The sequence below is a fragment of the Geomobilimonas luticola genome (genome assembly GCF_018476905.1).
In the GTDB taxonomy this organism is placed as follows: Bacteria; Desulfobacterota; Desulfuromonadia; order Geobacterales; family Geobacteraceae; genus Geomobilimonas; species Geomobilimonas luticola.
Genome location: NZ_JAHCVK010000007.1, coordinates 35,197 through 53,279 on the forward strand (window position 1 = coordinate 35,197; position 18,083 = coordinate 53,279).

The window sequence follows — 18,083 nt, forward strand, 5'->3', positions numbered from 1 at the left end:
CTTTTCAACTGTTAATCCGCTATTATTGCCCGCCATGAAAAAGACGACGCGACAGATCCAGATCGGGAATGTGAAGATCGGTGGGGGGGCTCCCTGTTCGGTGCAGTCCATGTGCTCTACCGATACCCGCGATGAGATCGCGACCCTTGCCCAGGTCAGGGCCTTGGCTGACGCGGGGTGTGAACTGGTGCGCTGCGCGGTGCTCGACATGGATGCTGCCGTGGCCCTCGGACGCATCAAGGCGCAGAGTCCGCTGCCGGTCATAGCCGATATCCACTTTGACTACAAGCTGGCCCTCAAGGTGCTGGAGGGGGGGATAGACGGCCTGCGGCTCAATCCCGGCAACATCGGCGAGCGGTGGAAGGTTGCCGAAGTGGTGAAGGCTGCCAAAGAGCGCCTGGTTCCGATCCGGATCGGTGTCAATGCCGGTTCCCTGGAGAAGGAGCTGCTCGCCGCATACGGTCACCCGACGGCGGAGGCGATGGTGGCGTCAGCCCTCGGGCATGTGCGGATACTGGAAGAGCTCGGGTATGACCAGATCAAGATTTCACTGAAGGCCTCGGACGTGGTCAAAACGGTGGAGGCATACCGGCTTCTTTCCCAAAAGGTCGATTATCCACTGCACATCGGCATTACCGAGGCGGGCACGATTTTCTCCGGCACCATCAAATCTGCGGTCGGCCTTGGGATTCTGCTGGCTGACGGCATCGGCGACACCATGCGCGTCTCCCTCACTGGTGATCCGGTGGACGAGATCCGGGTCGGTTTCGAGATTCTCAAGGCGCTGGGGCTGCGCCAGCGCGGCATCAACTTTGTGTCCTGTCCCACCTGCGGGCGCTGCCAGATCGACCTTATTGGTGTTGCCAACGAGGTGGAGGCGCGCCTGAAGTCCGTGGATGCACCGCTTACCGTAGCGGTGATGGGGTGCGTGGTGAACGGACCCGGAGAGGCGCGGGAAGCGGATGTGGGTATTGCCGGGGGACGGGGAGAAGGGCTTCTGTTCCGCCACGGCGAGGTGGTCCGCAAGGTTAAAGAGGTGGAGATGGCCGATGCTCTCGTTGCGCTCGTCGAGGAAATGGCGAAAGACCGGGGACCGGGGACCGGGGACCAGTAACCGCTTCGTATTTCAGACTGACGAGTTGTGATTTGATTTTACCGGTCCCGGGTCCCCGGTCCCGCATCCTATTATTGAGGTTCTAAATGCGTTACTCACAATATTTCATCCCCACCGTGAAAGAAACACCGGCCGATGCCGAGGTGATCTCCCATCAGCTGATGCTGCGGGCAGGAATGATCCGGAAGCTGGCCGCCGGCATCTACAACTATCTTCCCCTCGGACTTCGCTCCATCCGCAAAGTGGAACAGATCGTCCGGGAGGAGATGAACCGTGCCGGTGCCATCGAGCTCCTCATGCCGACGGTCCAGCCGGCAGAGCTCTGGCAGGAATCGGGCAGGTGGGAGCAGTACGGCAAGGAACTCCTTCGCCTCAACGACCGCAAGGATGCGGAATTCTGTCTCGGCCCCACCCATGAGGAAGTGGTTACCGATCTGGTGCGGCGGGAAGTCAAGAGCTACCGCCAGATGCCCCTGAACCTCTACCAGATCCAGGGGAAGTTCCGCGACGAGATCCGCCCCCGCTTCGGCCTCATGCGCGGCCGCGAATTCATCATGAAGGATGCCTACTCCTTCGATGTGGACAGCACTGCCGCCGACCTCTCCTACGACAAGATGTACCAGGCGTACCGCAGCATTTTCAGGCGCTGTGGCCTCAACTTCCGCGCGGTCGAGGCGGACACCGGTTCAATCGGCGGGACCGCATCCCACGAATTCATGGTACTGGCGGAATCGGGAGAGGATGCCATCGTATCGTGCTCTGCCTGCGAGTACGCGGCTAACGTGGAGAAGGCCGAGGCCCGCGTGGTGGAAGCGGCCGAGCATGCCGAACCGCGACCGCTGGAAAAGGTGGCCACCCCCGGCAAAAAAACGATTGACGATGTCTGCGCGTTTCTTGATGCGCCCGCCGCCTCGTCGGTGAAGATGCTGATCCTTCTGGCCGACGGGAAGCCGGTAGCGGCAATCCTGCGGGGCGACCACGAGCTGAACGAGATCAAGCTGAAGAACTATCTGGGGTGCGACACCCTGGAAATGGCTCCCGACGAGATCATTACGAAGGCGACCGGCGCCCCGGTCGGATTTCTCGGCCCCATAGGCGCCACCATCCGCATTGTTGCCGATCTTGCGGTCAAGGGGTTGAAGAACTTCGTCGCCGGCGCCAACGAGGTGGACTACCACTACAAGAACGTCAACCTGGGGCGTGACTGCACCATCGGCGAATTCGTCGATATCCGCAACGTGACCCACGGAGATCCCTGTCCCCGCTGTGCTGGCGGTACGCTGGAGATGTGGCGAGGCATCGAGGTGGGGCACGTCTTCAAGCTCGGCGTCAAGTATTCCAAGGCGCTCAAGGCGACCTTCCTGGATGCGGAAGGGAAAGAGCAGATTATCTTCATGGGGTGTTACGGCATCGGCATCGGCCGTACCGTGGCCGCCTGCATCGAACAGAACCATGACGAAAACGGGATTATCTTCCCGCTCCCCATTGCCCCCTTCCACTGCATCATCTCGGCCCTCAATATCAAGGAGGAACCGGTGCGGGCGGCTTCCGAAGCGATCTACGAAGAGCTTCAGCAGGCAGGTGTCGAGGTGCTCCTGGACGATCGCGACGAACGGCCGGGCTTCAAGTTCAAGGACGCCGATCTGATCGGCATTCCGCTCCGCATCGTGGTGGGAAGCAAGAACCTGGCGGACGGGAACGTTGAGTTGAAGGATCGCAAGACCGGCGTAGTGGAACTCCTTCAGATCGCTGAGGCGGTTGCAAAGGTGCGGACACAGGTGCGCGAGGCTCTGGGCCGGTAATTTTTCAGACAAACCTCCGTGTTTACCTGTTTTCAGGCGATAATGAAGTGTCACCCTGTGCGGTGCCAGAGGAAGCAATATACCATGACCAGAGATGAAGCGCGTTCCAGAATACTATTTGCACTCGACGTGGAGAGCTTTGCCGATGCCAAGCATTGGGTGTCGGTGCTTTCCGGCCACGTGGGAATGTTCAAGGTGGGCAAGCAGCTCTTCACGAGCCATGGACCCGACGTCGTCAGGATGGTGGATAATTTCGGCGGCCAGGTGTTCCTCGACCTGAAATACCACGACATTCCCAACACCGTCGCCATGGCTTCGGTGGAGGCGGCCCGTCTCGGCGTCAAGCTTTTCAATCTCCATGCTCTCGGTGGCTACGAAATGATGGCGCGGACCGTCGAAGCACTCGACAAGGAGTTTTCGGGAAAGGAGCGGGCCAAGGTGCTGGCGGTCACCATCCTCACCTCGTCAAACGAAGAGACCCTGCGGCAGGTGGGGATCGAGTACCCGGTTCGTGAGATGGTGGTGCGGTTGGCACAACTGGCACAGAAGGCCGGTATCGACGGCGTCGTAGCCTCTCCCCAGGAAGTGGAACTGATCCGGGCAGCCTGCGGTAACGACTTTCTGGTGGTGACGCCGGGGGTCCGCCCCGCGTTCGCTTCCACGGACGATCAGAAGCGGATCATGACGCCGGCCGAAGCGGTGCGTGCCGGAGCGGATTATCTGGTCATCGGACGCCCCATCAGCGCGGCGGCAGATCCACTCAAGGCTGCAGAAGCGATTGTCGAGGAGATCATGACCGTTGAAGCCTGAACCTGGGTGAAACGTCATGCGATTTACAGGATATGCAACGACAACTGGTCACTAGGAATTTCCGATGAGCGATGAAATGATCTACGGGATGAACCCCGTTCTGGAGGCTCTCCGCGGTAGCAGGAGGGCCTTCGAACTTTTTGTGGCATCAGGCGCAAACGACCGGCGCCTGGAAAATCTGCTGAAGCTCGCTGCGGAAAAGAGCGTTCCGGTCCGGCAGAGGGAAAAGCGGGATCTTGCCCGCCTCTGTGGCACCGAGCATCACCAGGGAGTTGCGCTTCGGGTCGAAGGGTTCCCCTATGCCGACCTGGCTGATCTGCTCGACAACTGGCGGATTGCCGGCACGAGCGGACTCGTTCTGGTGCTCGATGGCATCCAGGACCCCCATAACCTGGGCGCGCTGATCCGTACCGCAGCCTGTGCGGGGGCTAACGGCGTAATAATCCCCCGGGACCGGGCAGCAGCTGTCACCCCTACGGTGGAGAAGTCGTCTGCCGGCGCGGTAGAGACGATTCCCATCGCCCAGGTTACCAATATCGCCCAGACCCTGGCGGAGTTTAAGGAGGCGGGGTTCTGGATCTACGGAGCATCAGGGGAGTCGGCCGAACCGGTCTATGGCCAGGACCTGACAGGTAACGTGGCGCTGGTCATCGGTTCGGAAGGGGAGGGACTCCGGCCACTGGTGCGCAAGATGTGCGATCTCCTCGTCGCCATACCCCTGCAGGGGGGGGTGTCGTCCCTCAATGCCTCGGTTGCTGGCGGGGTGCTCATGTTCGAGGTGGTGCGTCAGCGTCTGGCAGCGGCACAAAAAAAGGCCTGACGGAGAACCGTCAAGCCTGATTTTGCACGTGGTACCGAAGGCCGGACTCGAACCGGCATGCCCTCGCGGACGGCAGATTTTGAGTCTGCTGCGTCTACCAATTTCGCCACTTCGGCAAGCTCACGGATTATAGCCAAAGCCCCCGTGGGCGTCAAGGAAGAATTCCCCCACGCATAAAAAAGTGTTGACACCCTCAGGCGCTTCTGGTATAAACGGGATTCTTGAATGGGGCTGTAGCTCAGTTGGGAGAGCGCTTGAATGGCATTCAAGAGGTCGTCAGTTCGATCCTGATCAGCTCCACCATAACAATTTAAAAGGCCGGCGATATTCGCCGGCCTTTTTTCATTTCATGCCTTTCCGCGGATTCCATCTGTTCTTTCGGAACAACTAATTCACTTCGGATCACTTCAGTTTAAGCGGCATGATGAGGAGGCGGTGAAGGGTGAGGGCGCGGGGATCGCGGAACTCCCTCAGTCCGATGGTCATTCCTTCGTGCCCCTCATCGGGCTGGTCGCGATAGGTGCCGCAGAGCCGGTCCCACCAGGAGAGGTTGAAGCCATAGTTGGAATTGGTTTCACGGGGGATTATGGAGTGGTGCACGCGGTGCATGTCCGGTGTTACGAGCAGTTGACGGAGCCAGCGGTCCACCGGTTGCGGAATGCGAATATTGCCATGGTTGAACATGGATGTAGCGTTGAGGATGATCTCGAAGGCGAGAACGGCGAGAGCCGGGGCTCCTGTCAGTATGACGGCTCCCAGTTTGATTCCCAGGGAAAGGATGATTTCGAGGGGGTGAAACCGGTTGCCGCTGGTGACGTCCAGGTCGAGATCGGTGTGGTGCATGCGGTGGATGCGCCACAGTACCGGCAGGTTGTGAAAGAGGACATGCTGGAGGTAGATGACGAAATCGAGCATCACCACTCCCGCAATGACCTTGGCGCTTAGGGGGATATCCATGGTGTTGAGGATTCCCCAATCGCGCTGTTCTGCGATAAGGGCGATTCCGACCGGAAGGGTCGGAAAGAGAAGGCGGACAATGGCCGTATCAAGGGCAACCATTGCAAGATTGGCGAACCAGCGCGCTCCTTTGTCGGTGGTCAGCTTCCTGCGGGGAGCCATGAGTTCCCACAGGGCGATGACGGCAAAGACGCCGCAGAAAAAAGAGAGACGTATACCGGTTTCGTTGTTCATAAATATGTCGTAGCTTCCAGAAAAAAAGCCGCCCCAATGGGCGGCTTTATCAGGTTGTGTAACCGTACTGCACGTTAGGCCTTGGCTTTGGGTGCCGCCTTTGTCTTGGCGGTTTTCGTTGCTTTTGGCGCCTTGGTCTTGGGTGCCGCTTTTGCTTTCGGTGCTGCTTTTGCCGGGGGGGACTGCTTGGCCTTCAATTTGGCGGCCCGAACTTCCCGGGCCTTCGCCAGGTTGTCGGCCAGTCCGCGCTCCTGGGCCATTTTCCGCCGTGCCTCCGAAAAGTTCTTGGCGGTCAGGGACTGTCCGCTGGGAATGCCGAACTGCTTCCGGTAGGCGCCCGGTTTCATGTTGTGGACCTGGGCCAGATGGCGGGTCAGGGTTTTCATTCCACCCTTGCCACAGATCATGCAGACAACCTGGTCAGCCTGGAATGCCTTTTTCAGGGTAATGGTCGGTTTGGTTTCCTCTGCAGGCGCCCCTTCCGCGACACCTTCCAGCTTTTGCAGTGCCGCATGCACCTTCTGAAGTTCCAGCAGCAGTTCTTCGCCCGTCATCTCGGTCACGGAAGCGTGTGAAGAGACGATGCTGGCAGTCAGTTCCAGAATCGTTGATGCCATGTTACTCCTCCTTGAATTTAAGCAGAATGTGATAACTGTACATTGAATTCTATTTAACTGTAATATGTTGTAAAATCAAGTGTAAAAATTATTCATACAGTCAAAAAGCATTGACTCTGTTGCGCATTATCTGTTAGGTTATTGCTGTAGAATGCTTCAGTTAAAAGGTTTCATGACAGAAGGGACCCCTTGATGGCAAAAATAGAAATTGATGAGATTCGTTGTAAAGGATGCGGACTCTGTACCCTTGCCTGCCCGGGCAAGCTGCTCTCCCTCAGTGAAAAGATCAACCTTCAAGGGTATACTCCCGCAGCAATATCTTTTCAGGAAAAATGCACCGGCTGTGCTTTGTGTGCAGAGATGTGTCCCGATGTTGCAATCACTGTCTTCAAGTAGTTCCTGTGTCCTGCATGTATACAAACCCCAGGTAATAAGACCAACGTAACTTACCCTGCTCATACCGATTCAACAGCACTGTTGTTTCAGTGAGCCGGGTGACTGTTTTCAGTCAGACTTCATGGAGGATGATGTGAAGCGCTTGTTCGTGAAGGGAAATGAAGCGGTAGCTATGGCTGCAATCGAGGCGGGGTGCCGTTACTATTTCGGTTATCCGATTACCCCCCAGAGCGACATTCCCGAATACCTGTCCCGTGAACTGCCGCATCTCAACGGAGAATTCATCCAGGCGGAAAGCGAGATCGCATCCATAAACATGCTCCTCGGGGCTTCCGCAACCGGCGTGCGCGCCATGACCTCTTCGTCCAGTCCCGGTATCTCCCTCAAGCAGGAGGGGATATCCTATATGGCAGGTTCGGAGCTTCCCGGCGTGATTGTCAACATCTCCCGCTCTGGCCCCGGCCTCGGCGGTATCGATGCCTCCCAGTCCGATTATTTTCAAGCGGTAAAGGGGGGAGGGCACGGGGGATACCATATCGTCGTGCTTGCCCCGTCTTCGGTGCAGGAGATGTATGATCTCACCATGCTGGCCTTTGACCTGGCGGATATCTACCGGATGCCGGCCATGGTGCTGGCTGATTCGGTCGTCGGCCAGATGAAAGAGCCGCTGGTGCCCAACAAGCGTCCCGTTGCCGACCTCCCTGCCAAGAACTGGGTGGTGAGGGGGAAGGGGGACGGGGAACAGCGCGTGGTAAAGTCGCTATTCCTCGGGGATGGCGAACTTGAAGCCCATAACTGGAAGCTCCACCGTAAATACCAGGAGCTGAAGGCGCGCGAGTGCCGCTGGGAAGCCTTCCAGGTCGATGATGCCGACCTTTTGGTCGCGGCTTTCGGTTCCACCGCCCGGATTGCCAAGACCGCCATCACCATGGCGCGGGAAGAGGGATTGAAGGTGGGGCTGCTTCGCCCCATAACCCTCTTCCCCTTTCCGGAGAAGGCGTTTCTGGATGCGACCGCTCGGACCAAGAAGGTACTTGTCATCGAACTCAACACAGGCCAGATGGTCGAGGATGTCCGGCTTTCCGTCGCGCGTGACGCAGAGGTCGGCTTTTACGGCCGTCCTCCCGGGGCAGGCTCCCTCCCCACGCCGGAAGAGCTTCTGGAGCAGATCAAAAGAACTATTGAGGTATAATTGAAGGGAATGTATCGAGGGATTTCGTCCTTATCGGTCCCCGACTCCCGGTCCCCGTTTATGAGGTTTTCCATGCAACAGGTATTCAAGCGACCCATCAGTCTCAAGGACGTTCAGACCCATTTCTGCCCCGGATGTCACCATGGCACCATCCACCGGCTCGTGGCCGAGGCGATGGACGAATTCGGCGTCCAGGGACGGACCATCGGCGTGGCATCGGTCGGGTGTTCCGTCTTCCTCTACGGGTATTTCGATATCGACGTGGTCGAAGCTCCCCACGGTCGCGCAGCGGCCGTCGCCACCGGAGTCAAGCGTGCCAGGCCCGACAGTTTCGTCTTTACCTACCAGGGGGACGGCGACCTGGCGGCCATCGGTACCGCCGAAATCATCCATGCCGCCAATCGCGGCGAAGACATCACCGTGGTTTTCGTCAACAACACGACCTATGGCATGACCGGCGGCCAGATGGCGCCGACCACGCTGGTCGGCCAGAAAACCTCCACCTCCCCCTACGGAAGAAACCAGCACAAGGATGGCGCCCCCATCAGGATGGCGGAGCTGCTTGCCCAGTTGGAAGGGGTGGCGTTTTCCGCCCGGGTCGCCGTCAACAGTCCCAGAAACATCATCGATGCCAAACGTCAGTTCAAGAAAGCGTTCCGCTACCAGGTGGAGGGGAAGGGGTTCTCCTTCATCGAGGCCCTCTCGGCCTGTCCCACCAACTGGGGCATGAATGCCCTCGCCGCCAATGAGCGGGTAGGCACGGAGATGGCGGACTATTTCAGGCTGGGTGTATTCAAGAACACAGACAACTTGTAAAAAGTAAAAAGTGAATAGTGAAAGGATGCTTTTCACTTTTCACCTCTCACTTTCACGGGGTTATCCAATGCGTCACGATCTGTTCATAGCCGGTTTCGGCGGCCAAGGGGTGCTGCTTGCCGGCAATCTCCTGTCCTACGCCGCTATTATCGAGGGGAAAAACGTTTCTTTCTTTCCTGCCTACGGGGTGGAAAAAAGGGGAGGGGCAGCCATGTGCACGGTAGTCATCGCCGATGGCGATGTGGGATCGCCGGTTATCGGCAATCCGTCCGTCACGATTGCCCTTAACCAGACATCCCTCGACAAGTTCGGAGCAAAGGTCAAGCCGGGGGGGATCTGCATCGTCAACACTTCGCTCGTCAACCTGGATGCCTTCGACAGGAGCGACATCGAAATCATCAGGGTGCCGATGAACGACATCGCCATGGGGCTGGGTGATGCCCGCATGGTCAACATGGTGGCGGTGGGTGTGTATGTGGCCAGAACCGGAGCGGTGGGTTCCGCCACCCTTGAAGAAGCCCTGAAGAACGCGCTGCCGGAGCGCAACCATTCGTTCATTCCCGCCAACATGAAGGCCATAACTGCCGGCGCAGAATTTGCCATAGCGAAAACATCTTGACGTAATCTTCCTTTTCTGTTATCTATTTCCGTCTATTGGGGTGTCGCCAAGCGGTAAGGCAACGGACTCTGACTCCGTCATCCCGAGGTTCGAATCCTCGCACCCCAGCCATACAACATTACTTACTGGACAAACGTTGAGTGTCCATTATCGGTTTCTGGTCCCATCGTCTAGCGGTTAGGACACCGGCCTTTCACGTCGGTAACAGGGGTTCAAGTCCCCTTGGGATCACCATTAACCACCTGAACAGTGATTCTTGTCCGCAAGAGTTGCTGTTTTTTTTTGGGTGAGGAGGGGGAGTCGGGTGCCGGCTGACTTGTTGTCCCGCGGTTCCGCGTGGAAGTGGGCTCCATTCCTGGTCTGGGGGATGACGATTCTGGTGCTTTCCCTCATTCCTTCCCCGCCACAGATCAGCAACCGATTGCTCAGCTGGGACAAGCTGCAGCATGCCTCTGCCTATACGGTCTTCACCCTGTTCGGGTACCTGGCTTTTTCCGGTATCGCCGACCATAAACGGCGCATCTCTGTCTCGATGGGTGTTGCAATCGGTTTTGGCGCGCTGGTGGAGCTTTTTCAAGGTGTATGTACCGTCAGCCGGCAGGCTGACTATCGTGATGTTGTGGCCAACGCCATCGGGGCGTTAACGGCCTGGTGCGCGATCACTTTGCTGAAGCGCCATAAACAGGGGTAGGCCAAACCCTCTCGGTCATACAGCAGATACAAATAGTGTAGTGGAGGTGGCAAGCGGATGCTCACAGCAGTCATTTTTGATTTCGATGGCATTATTGTGGATACGGAACCACTGCATTACAAGGCCTTTCAGGAGGTCCTCATCCCCCTTGGAATGGGGTACGGCTGGGATGAATACCTGGGGCACTATATCGGTTTTGACGATCGCGACGCGTTTCGCGAAGCGTTCCGAAGGAGCGGCAGGGAATTGTCGACCGACGACCTTCACCGGTTGATCGAGGAGAAGGCCGCGGCATTCCAGAGGACCATCGCGTCGGGTGTGGAACCGTATGCAGGGGTGGTGGAATTGATTACCACCCTTTCCGGAAAGCTTCCCGTGGGGCTTTGCAGCGGCGCCCTACGCAGCGATATCGATCCGATCCTGTCCCAGCTCGGACTGACCGGTGCTTTCGACTGCATGGTCACCGCCGATGAGGTATCGGCAAGCAAGCCGGACCCGGAAAGCTACGCCCTGGCCGTACGGCGTCTGGCGGCTGCATTTCCTGCCCACTCCCTGACTCCCGGCGGGTGTCTAGCCATCGAGGACACACCGGCCGGCATCGCGTCGGCAACCGGCGCCGGCCTCAAGGTGCTGGCCGTCAGCAACAGCTACCCTGCCGAACGGCTCGCCGGGGCCGTCAAGGTTGTCGATTCGCTCGCCGGAATCGACATACAAAGCCTGTCGAATCTCCTCTAACACCTCCATGTCTCTTCCCGTCGACGAGATCATCCCTTCGTTCCTCACCACCCTGCGGAACAACCCTGCCGTTGTCCTCCAGGCCCCTCCCGGTGCCGGCAAGACCACCCGCATACCCCTGGCACTCCTCGCTGCGGAGTGGCTCGCCGGCCGAAAAATCGTCATGCTCGAACCGCGTCGTCTCGCGGCTACCAATGCCGCCCGCTGGATGGCATCCTGCCTCGGGGAGGAGGTCGGCCGGACGGTCGGCTATCAGATCCGCTTTGACCGGAAGATCGGTGCGACGACCCGCGTTGAGGTGGTCACGGAAGGGATACTGACCCGCCGGCTGCAGCATGATCCCCTGCTGGAAGGCGTGGGGGTAGTGATCCTCGACGAGTTTCACGAGCGAAGCCTCCAGGCCGATCTGGCCCTCGCCCTTTGCCGGGATATCCAGACGGGTCTGCGGGACGATCTCAAGCTGGTGGTGATGTCGGCGACCCTGGATACGGAACCGGTTGCCGCCCTGCTGGGGAACGCGCCGGTGCTGGCCTGCGCGGGGAGGAGCTTTCCGGTCGACATCCGGTATGGGGAACGGGATGAAGGGGGGGAGAGCGCCGAAGCTGCCGCCCGCACCGTGCACCGCGCCCTTCGCGAGACGACGGGAGACCTGCTGATATTTCTTCCGGGCACGCGGGAGATCAGGCGCTGCGAGAGACTGCTGGAACAGTCGCTGCCGGGCTCAGGTTCGCCGCTGATCGTCCCCCTCTATGGCGATCTTCCGTTCTCCGCCCAGGAACGGGCCATACTTCCTGCCGACAGGCGCAAGGTCGTACTTGCCACCAACATAGCCGAGACCAGCCTGACCATAGAAGGGGTCACCGTGGTCATCGACAGCGGCTGGAGCCGGCAGCTCCGTTTCGACCCCGCGTCGGGGATCGAGCGTCTGGTTACCGCCCGCGTTTCGGCGGCGTCGGCCGATCAGCGTGCCGGGCGTGCCGGCCGGCTCGGACCGGGAACCTGTTATCGCCTCTGGACCGAGCATCAGCAGCGCTCCCTCCTGCCGGCGACGGCACCGGAAATCCTGGCCACCGATCTTGCCCCGCTGGTTCTGGAACTGGCGGCCTGGGGAATTTCCGACCCCGCCCAGCTCCCCTGGCTCGATCCCCCCCCAGTGTCGGCCATGGCCGAAGGGGGCCGGCTCCTGCAGCTTCTGGAGGCGCTTGACGAAAAAGGCCGGCTCACTCCCCACGGGAAAGAGATGGCGACATTCCCGCTCCACCCCCGTCTCGCCCACCTGCTCCTGAAGGCCCGGGAACGCAACCTCGGCTCCCCGGCCTGTGATCTGGCGGCCATTCTCTCGGAACGGGACATTCTCCGCCGTGCCTCTCCCGCCGGGGGGCGGGAGAAGAGCCCGAGCGACCTCCTGGACCGCTGCCAGCTCCTCGCCGGCTGGCGTGCCGGTAACCGCCATGTCGGCCAGGTGGACGTGCAGAGTTGCCAGGTTGTCGAGCGGGTGGCCCGCCAGCAGCGGAAACTGTTGAACGCCGAACCCCCCACCGGCAGCTTCGATGCTGAATCGGTCGGGCTCATGCTGGCCTGGGCCTTCCCCGACCGTATCGCCCGGCAGCGTGCCCCCGGTTCGGACCGCTATCTTCTCGTCAACGGCAAGGGTGCCCGGCTTTCGGACCGGAGCGCGGTGCACGACGAACCGCTCCTGGTGGCGGTCAACTGCGAGGGGGGGGACGGCGGTGACGGTGTCATTCACCTGGCGAGCGCGTTGAGGATGGAAGTCGTGCAGAGGGAGTTTCCGTCCATGCTCAGCCGGAAACGGGTGGTGGAGTGGGATGACCGACAGGGGCGGGTGATTGCGGTGGAGGAGGAGCGGTTCGGCGCTCTGTGCCTGGAGAGCCGTCCCGTAAAGCCCGCTCCGGATGAGGTGCAGTCTGCCTTCGTTCGGGGGCTTCTCCGCAAAGGGGGCGTGTCCGCACTCCCCTGGACACCCGCCGCCCGGGAATTCCAGTCACGTGTCATGTTCCTGGCGAGGGAATATGACGGCGAAGGGTGGCCCGACCTCTCCGATGACGCCCTGCGTGACTCCCTGCCGGAATGGCTGGAGAGGTGGCTCGGGGGGATAAAAAGCATGGGGGACCTGGCACGCCTCGATCTCCTCTCCCCCCTGCGGGGACTTCTTGACAGGGAACAGGCGCGCCGGCTCGACGTGGAGGCTCCTCCCGACATCATCGTGCCGAGCGGCTCCCGGATCCGGCTCCATTACCCGGCCGACGGCCCGCCTGTTCTGGCGGTGAAGCTGCAGGAGCTGTTCGGGCTCGCGGCAACGCCGCTCGTGGCGCGGGGGAGGGTGCCGGTGGTCCTCCACCTCCTTTCGCCGGCGGGGCGCCCCATTCAGGTCACCCGCGACCTCCGCAATTTCTGGGACGTTGTCTACCCCGAGGTAAAAAAAGAGTTGAAGGGGCGGTATCCGAAACACCCGTGGCCCGATGACCCCTGGAATGCCGCACCGACCAGGCATACGAAAAAGCGGCTCGAAGGGAAGCGGTAGCGGGTCAGGGTCAGGCGTACGCGTTCACGGCAGGTTGGTGAAGAGGATGGAGCCGTCGGCCTGGATGGCGGTGCGGATCCGGTCATGCTGGGATGGAGCGTAGGCGCGTCCCTCGGCTGCGGCAACCACGAAGGTATCGGTAAGGTTCGTGCCGTCTTTCCACGCTTCGAAGTGCAGGTGGGGGCCGGTGGAACGTCCGGTGGAGCCGGACAGGGCGATGGTGGTGCCGTCGGTCACCTGCTCACCGACGCTGCTCAGATTGGTGGAGTTGTGGGCGTAGAGGGTGAGCATGCCGTCCCCGTGCTCCACGATGACCAGCTTGCCGTAACCGCCCCGGTCACCGCTGAAGACGACGGTTCCCGGGGCGACCGGACGGACCGGCGTTCCCGTGGGGACGGCGATGTCGACCCCCTGGTGGTTGCGCATGGTGCCGTCGATGGGATCACGGCGCAGACCGGCGGGGGAGGTTATCCGCCCTTGCACGGGAAGGACTGACGCCTTGGCCGGCGCGCTTCCGGCGGGGGGTGCCGGGTTGTTGCCCGTTTTTTCGGCAATGCCGGTGGCCTGGAGGTGGCCCGGTACGTTCCGCTTCGTCACCCGCGCAGGTTTCGGCCTGTCCGCCATGATGCGGGTAGCTCCACTCTGCAGGGGGGCGTCGGTGAAGCATTCGATCCCCTCGTCGTTCGTGTAGCGATATATGTCGGCGCGGGCTGCCTGGCAGTCCAAGTGCAGAAGAGACGTGCAGAGCAGCGAGAGTGCCGCGCAGGTCATGATGTGGGGCGTGCCGGACATGGCGACTACTATAGCGGGTAACGTGGTATTTTACAAGGTAAACTCCTGTTCGCAGTCCGCGCGTGGGAGTGTGATGTACGCCGTGGCGGAGAGTGGCCGGTCCTGATCATTCGCCCGTTCGCCCGGTGCCTAAAGTATGGGCAGGCTTGTTTGAACTGTTTAAATATTGTGCTACCATTCATAGGGTTCCTGCAGATTCTATTGTGTCGCCGCACGCAATATCCTGATATCGTTGGATAAAAAATTTTCAGTTTTTTGGTAAGCAACTTGCAAACATAATGTCGTCCCGTCGATAGTGGTGCACTATCCAAGGGTGGGCAGTCGCAGCCAGCTCGGATCGATTGCTTTCGTCAGTTCCAGACAGCCGCATATACATTCGGCGTTAAATCCAGGGCGGGGGGTGAATATTCTTGAAAAAAGTCGAAGCGATTATTAAACCGTTCAAGCTTGACGAAGTCAAAGAGGCTCTCAACGAAATCGGCATCCAGGGGATCACGGTGGCCGAGGTCAAGGGGTTCGGCCGGCAGAAGGGGCATACGGAGCTGTACCGTGGCGCCGAATATGTGGTCGATTTCATTCCCAAGATCAAGATGGAGATCATCGTCAGCGACGATGTGGTCAGCAAGGTGGTGGACACCATCGAGCAGGCGGCCAAGACGGGTCGCATCGGTGACGGCAAGATTTTTGTCACCACGGTGGAGGAAGTGGTCAGGATCAGAACCGGCGAGCGGGGCGAAGACGCCCTTTGATTTTCTTGAGCAGTTATTCTGAAAGGAGACAGTTTAATGACACCGAAACAAGTAGTTGAATTTGCCAAAGAAAATGGCGCCCTGATGGTAGATTTCAAGTTCATGGATTTTATCGGCACCTGGCAGCACGTTTCCGTACCCATTACCGAATTTGACGAGGATACCTTCGAAGAGGGGCAGGGTTTCGACGGTTCCTCCATCCGTGGCTGGCAGCCGATTCACGCCTCCGACATGATCCTCCTGCCGGACCCCGCGTCGGCCAAGATGGACCCGTTCATCGCCGTGCCGACCCTGTCGCTCATCTGCAATATCTTCGACCCGATCACCAAGGAAGACTACAGCCGCGACCCGCGCAATATCGCCCGCAAGGCCGAAGCGTACCTGAAGTCCACCGGTCTCGGCGACACGGCGTTCTTCGGTCCGGAAGCCGAGTTCTTCATCTTCGACGACGTCCGCTACGACTCCACCTCCAACCAGTCGTTCTTCGTGGTCGACTCGGTGGAAGGGGCCTGGAACACCGGCCGTGAAGAGTTCCCCAACCTCGGCTACAAACCGCGCCACAAGGAAGGCTACTTCCCCTGTTCGCCGGTCGATTCCCAGAACGATCTGCGCAACGAAATGGTCATGGAACTCCAGAAAGTGGGGATCCGGGTCGAGTGTCAGCACCACGAAGTCGCCACCGGCGGCCAGGCCGAGATCGACATGCGCTTCTCCTCCCTGGTGGACATGGCCGACCAGCTGCAGTGGTTCAAGTATGTCATCAAGAACGTCGCCTATCGCAACGGCAAGACCGTAACCTTCATGCCGAAGCCGCTCTACGGGGACAACGGTTCCGGCATGCACTGCCACCAGTCCATCTGGAAAGACGGCCAGAACCTGTTCGCCGGCGACAAATACGGCGGGCTCTCCCAGATGGCCCTCTGGTACATCGGCGGCATCATCAAGCACGCCAAGGCTCTCTGCGCCATCACCAACCCGACCACCAACAGCTACAAGCGTCTGGTGCCGGGCTTCGAGGCACCGGTCAACATGGCGTACTCCAGCCGTAACCGTTCCGCCTCCCTGCGGATTCCGATGATGTCCTCCAATCCGAAGGCCAAGCGGATCGAATACCGTACGCCCGACCCCTCCTGTAACGGTTACCTGGCCTTTGCCGCCATGCTCATGGCCGGCCTCGACGGCGTCGAGAACAAGATCGATCCGGGCCAGCCGCTGGACAAGGACATCTACGGTCTTTCCCCCGAGGAACTCAAGGACATCCCGTCCGCGCCGGGGAGCCTGGAGGAGGCACTGGTCGCGCTCAAGAACGACCACGAGTTCCTGCTCAAGGGGGATGTCTTCACCCCCGACGTCATCGAGAAATGGATCGAGTACAAGATGGAGGCCGAGGTCAACGTGGTGCGGATGCGCCCGGTACCCCTCGAGTTCAACCTGTACTACGACATCTAAGAGCGGCTGGATAAATATTGGGCAGTACGGAAAGGCGGGAGCTATCTCCCGCCTTTTCTATTAGAGAAAGAAAGGCGCAGCGGCCATTGCGGTACAGGCGACGACAAGCAGGATTGTGCTGCCTATGAAGTAGGGAATGATGCAGAGGGCCAGTCCGCTGAACAGCATCTTGACGTTGCAGGTTTTCTTGCCGTAGATGAAATACGCAGAACCGACCAGCCCCGCCACGATGTTGACGAAAAGGGCCGTCGCGCTCATACCGCCGATCAATGAGCCAAGCCCCAGGGTAGACGGTTCCGCACCAGCCGAACCTGACTGTATCTTCGTCACCAAATCGTTTATTCCCGCTATGCTTTGTGTCATGTCCGACATGTCGGTCTCCGTTTGAATTGTGAAGTATATGGTTTTTACGTTACATCTTTTGCGTGTCAACATGCCATGCAATTTTCTTTTAACAAGATTGGCTAATGCAGCATCCAGCCTCTCCCAGGAGAGGTTGAGGGGGCATTTTCTCCTGTACTATGACATCTAAGAGCGGTTGGATAAATATTAGGTAGTACGGAAAAGCGGGAGCTGTCTCCCGTCTTTCCTTTTTTTGCGGCGGGGGATGGTGGGGTGCGTGCTGATGTTGTTGACAGGATGGGGCTCATGGGGATAGTTTAAGGGCTGTTAATGGTCGTCCTCGATATCCTCAAGTCGTTCCTGATCCACGGCTGCGTGGTGCAGGGGCTCACCGGGGCCGGCCACTTCGGCCCAGTGGCCATCGGGAAGCCCGACGAGCGGATCAAGAAGGAGGTCCTCCAGTTGGGGGAGAACTTCTGCGCGCTCCTCAACAGGCTGTGACCCAAGGCCGTGACTGAATCTATTCACCCCCATAGGGAGATTTCCCGTAATGGATATTCCACGGATCTTCAATATCACCGAAAGAGCTCACCGCATCCATAACCCGTTCACACCCGAAAAGCTCGCCACTCTCGGCGCGGCGTTGCGTCTGGAGGCGGGGGCCCGCGTGCTCGATCTCGGCAGCGGTTCAGGGGAGATGCTGTGCACCTGGGCACGCGATCACGGCGTCATCGGCACCGGTATCGATATGAGCCGGTTGTTCACCGAGCAGGCGAAACTCCGTGCTCTGGAACTCGGTGTCGCCAATCACGTCGAGTTCATCCATGGCGATGCTGCCGGCTATGTCTCTGACGAGAAGGTCAGCGTGGCGGCCTGTGTCGGTGCCACCTGGATCGGCGAGGGTGTCGCCGGCACCATCGAACTGCTGGCGCGGAGCCTGCGCACCGGAGGGATCATCCTCATCGGCGAGCCCTACTGGCGGCAGCTGCCGCCGACGGAAGATGTTGCCAGGGGATGTCTTGCCAACTCGATCTCCGACTTTCTCATGCTTCCGGAACTTCTCGCGTCTTTCGGCAACCTTGGCTACGATGTCGTTGAAATGGTCCTGGCTGATCAGGACAGCTGGGACAGATATGAGGCGGCCAAATGGCTCACCATGCGTCGATGGCTCGAAGCCAATCCCGACGACGAGCTCGCGAAAGAGGTCCGGGGCCAGCTGACCTCGGAACCCGGGCGCTACGCCGCTTACACGCGTGAATACCTGGGCTGGGGTGTGTTCGCGCTGATGCCGCGGAGATGAGCTCTTGGGTTTGCAACCGGCAACGCACCGGTAAACGGTGCAGTATGGAAAAGGCGGGAATTGGCTCCCGCCTTTTTTGCGTGCGCCCAGCCAGGTCCGGATCCGG

The 18,083-nt window shown here is 59.6% G+C and carries 19 protein-coding genes and 4 tRNA genes; 18 read left to right on the forward strand and 5 right to left on the reverse strand.

All coding sequences use genetic code 11. From position 1 onward, the window contains the following. The first annotated feature begins 34 nt into the window (after positions 1-34). The 4 genes from ispG (at position 35) to rlmB (ending at position 4,546) form a co-directional block, all read left to right on the forward strand. Entirely contained in the window at positions 35-1,114 is a 1,080-nt protein-coding gene (gene ispG / locus KI810_RS13370) for a flavodoxin-dependent (E)-4-hydroxy-3-methylbut-2-enyl-diphosphate synthase (RefSeq protein WP_214176070.1), read from the forward strand. A gap of 86 nt (positions 1,115-1,200) precedes the next feature. Beyond that, the gene (locus tag KI810_RS13375) at positions 1,201-2,916 is read left to right on the forward strand and encodes a proline--tRNA ligase (RefSeq protein ID WP_214176071.1); all 1,716 of its coding nucleotides are present in this window, start codon (positions 1,201-1,203) and stop codon (positions 2,914-2,916) included. Positions 2,917-3,000: 84 nt separating this feature from the next. After that, the gene (gene pyrF / locus KI810_RS13380; protein WP_214176072.1) at positions 3,001-3,726 is read left to right on the forward strand and encodes an orotidine-5'-phosphate decarboxylase; all 726 of its coding nucleotides are present in this window, start codon (positions 3,001-3,003) and stop codon (positions 3,724-3,726) included. A gap of 64 nt (positions 3,727-3,790) precedes the next feature. Continuing rightward, positions 3,791-4,546, forward strand: a complete 756-nt coding sequence (gene rlmB, locus KI810_RS13385; protein ID WP_214176073.1) for a 23S rRNA (guanosine(2251)-2'-O)-methyltransferase RlmB — start codon at positions 3,791-3,793, stop codon at positions 4,544-4,546. Between the two features lie 29 nt (positions 4,547-4,575). On the opposite strand, the gene KI810_RS13390 is transcribed toward rlmB, so the two are convergent. Further along, positions 4,576-4,662: transfer RNA gene (locus tag KI810_RS13390), tRNA-Leu, on the reverse strand. A 111-nt stretch (positions 4,663-4,773) separates the two neighbouring features. Here KI810_RS13390 and KI810_RS13395 point away from each other — a divergent pair. After that, a tRNA-Ala gene (locus tag KI810_RS13395) sits at positions 4,774-4,849 on the forward strand. 99 nt (positions 4,850-4,948) lie between these two features. Here the strand turns inward: KI810_RS13395 and KI810_RS13400 are convergent. Both KI810_RS13400 and KI810_RS13405 read right to left on the reverse strand, forming a co-directional pair. Then, positions 4,949-5,737 (reverse strand): sterol desaturase family protein, encoded by a 789-nt coding sequence (locus tag KI810_RS13400; RefSeq protein ID WP_214176074.1) that lies wholly within the window; start codon positions 5,735-5,737, stop codon positions 4,949-4,951. Between the two features lie 74 nt (positions 5,738-5,811). After that, entirely contained in the window at positions 5,812-6,354 is a 543-nt protein-coding gene (locus tag KI810_RS13405) for a Ros/MucR family transcriptional regulator (protein WP_214176075.1), read from the reverse strand. 192 nt (positions 6,355-6,546) lie between these two features. On the opposite strand from KI810_RS13405, the gene KI810_RS13410 reads away from it, so the two are divergent. The 9 genes from KI810_RS13410 to hrpB all read left to right on the forward strand — a co-directional run bounded on the left by KI810_RS13410 (position 6,547) and on the right by hrpB (position 13,345). Beyond that, complete coding sequence (locus tag KI810_RS13410) at positions 6,547-6,750, forward strand: ferredoxin family protein (protein ID WP_214176076.1); 204 nt, start codon at positions 6,547-6,549, stop codon at positions 6,748-6,750. Positions 6,751-6,883: 133 nt separating this feature from the next. Next, positions 6,884-7,942: a 3-methyl-2-oxobutanoate dehydrogenase subunit VorB gene (locus tag KI810_RS13415; protein WP_343213504.1), complete on the forward strand. Its 1,059-nt coding sequence runs from the start codon at positions 6,884-6,886 to the stop codon at positions 7,940-7,942. A gap of 72 nt (positions 7,943-8,014) precedes the next feature. Continuing rightward, on the forward strand, positions 8,015-8,758 hold the full coding sequence (locus tag KI810_RS13420; protein WP_214176078.1) for a thiamine pyrophosphate-dependent enzyme: 744 nt from the start codon (positions 8,015-8,017) through the stop codon (positions 8,756-8,758). Between the two features lie 67 nt (positions 8,759-8,825). Further along, positions 8,826-9,377, forward strand: coding sequence for a 2-oxoacid:ferredoxin oxidoreductase subunit gamma family protein (locus KI810_RS13425; protein WP_214176079.1), 552 nt, complete (start codon positions 8,826-8,828; stop codon positions 9,375-9,377). Positions 9,378-9,413: 36 nt separating this feature from the next. Then, a tRNA-Gln gene (locus KI810_RS13430) sits at positions 9,414-9,488 on the forward strand. A 48-nt stretch (positions 9,489-9,536) separates the two neighbouring features. Then, positions 9,537-9,611: transfer RNA gene (locus tag KI810_RS13435), tRNA-Glu, on the forward strand. 133 nt (positions 9,612-9,744) lie between these two features. Then, the gene (locus KI810_RS13440; RefSeq protein ID WP_214176080.1) at positions 9,745-10,068 is read left to right on the forward strand and encodes a VanZ family protein; all 324 of its coding nucleotides are present in this window, start codon (positions 9,745-9,747) and stop codon (positions 10,066-10,068) included. A 57-nt stretch (positions 10,069-10,125) separates the two neighbouring features. Further along, positions 10,126-10,803 (forward strand): HAD family hydrolase, encoded by a 678-nt coding sequence (locus KI810_RS13445; RefSeq protein ID WP_214176081.1) that lies wholly within the window; start codon positions 10,126-10,128, stop codon positions 10,801-10,803. A 7-nt stretch (positions 10,804-10,810) separates the two neighbouring features. Then, entirely contained in the window at positions 10,811-13,345 is a 2,535-nt protein-coding gene (gene hrpB / locus KI810_RS13450) for an ATP-dependent helicase HrpB (protein ID WP_214176082.1), read from the forward strand. A 24-nt stretch (positions 13,346-13,369) separates the two neighbouring features. On the opposite strand, the gene KI810_RS13455 is transcribed toward hrpB, so the two are convergent. Beyond that, positions 13,370-14,137, reverse strand: coding sequence for a M23 family metallopeptidase (locus KI810_RS13455; protein WP_246525643.1), 768 nt, complete (start codon positions 14,135-14,137; stop codon positions 13,370-13,372). Positions 14,138-14,547: 410 nt separating this feature from the next. Here KI810_RS13455 and KI810_RS13460 point away from each other — a divergent pair, with 410 nt between their 5' ends. After that, positions 14,548-14,886, forward strand: a complete 339-nt coding sequence (locus tag KI810_RS13460; protein WP_214176083.1) for a P-II family nitrogen regulator — start codon at positions 14,548-14,550, stop codon at positions 14,884-14,886. A gap of 36 nt (positions 14,887-14,922) precedes the next feature. Next, complete coding sequence (gene glnA, locus KI810_RS13465) at positions 14,923-16,335, forward strand: type I glutamate--ammonia ligase (protein ID WP_214176084.1); 1,413 nt, start codon at positions 14,923-14,925, stop codon at positions 16,333-16,335. Between the two features lie 60 nt (positions 16,336-16,395). Here the strand turns inward: glnA and KI810_RS13470 are convergent, their stop codons facing one another. Then, on the reverse strand, positions 16,396-16,707 hold the full coding sequence (locus KI810_RS13470) for a hypothetical protein (protein ID WP_214176085.1): 312 nt from the start codon (positions 16,705-16,707) through the stop codon (positions 16,396-16,398). A 300-nt stretch (positions 16,708-17,007) separates the two neighbouring features. On the opposite strand from KI810_RS13470, the gene KI810_RS13475 reads away from it, so the two are divergent. Together KI810_RS13475 and KI810_RS13480 are read left to right on the forward strand one after the other, a co-directional pair. After that, positions 17,008-17,178: a hypothetical protein gene (locus KI810_RS13475; RefSeq protein ID WP_214176086.1), complete on the forward strand. Its 171-nt coding sequence runs from the start codon at positions 17,008-17,010 to the stop codon at positions 17,176-17,178. Positions 17,179-17,227: 49 nt separating this feature from the next. Further along, positions 17,228-17,977 (forward strand): SAM-dependent methyltransferase, encoded by a 750-nt coding sequence (locus tag KI810_RS13480; protein ID WP_214176087.1) that lies wholly within the window; start codon positions 17,228-17,230, stop codon positions 17,975-17,977. The last annotated feature ends 106 nt before the right edge of the window (positions 17,978-18,083 follow it).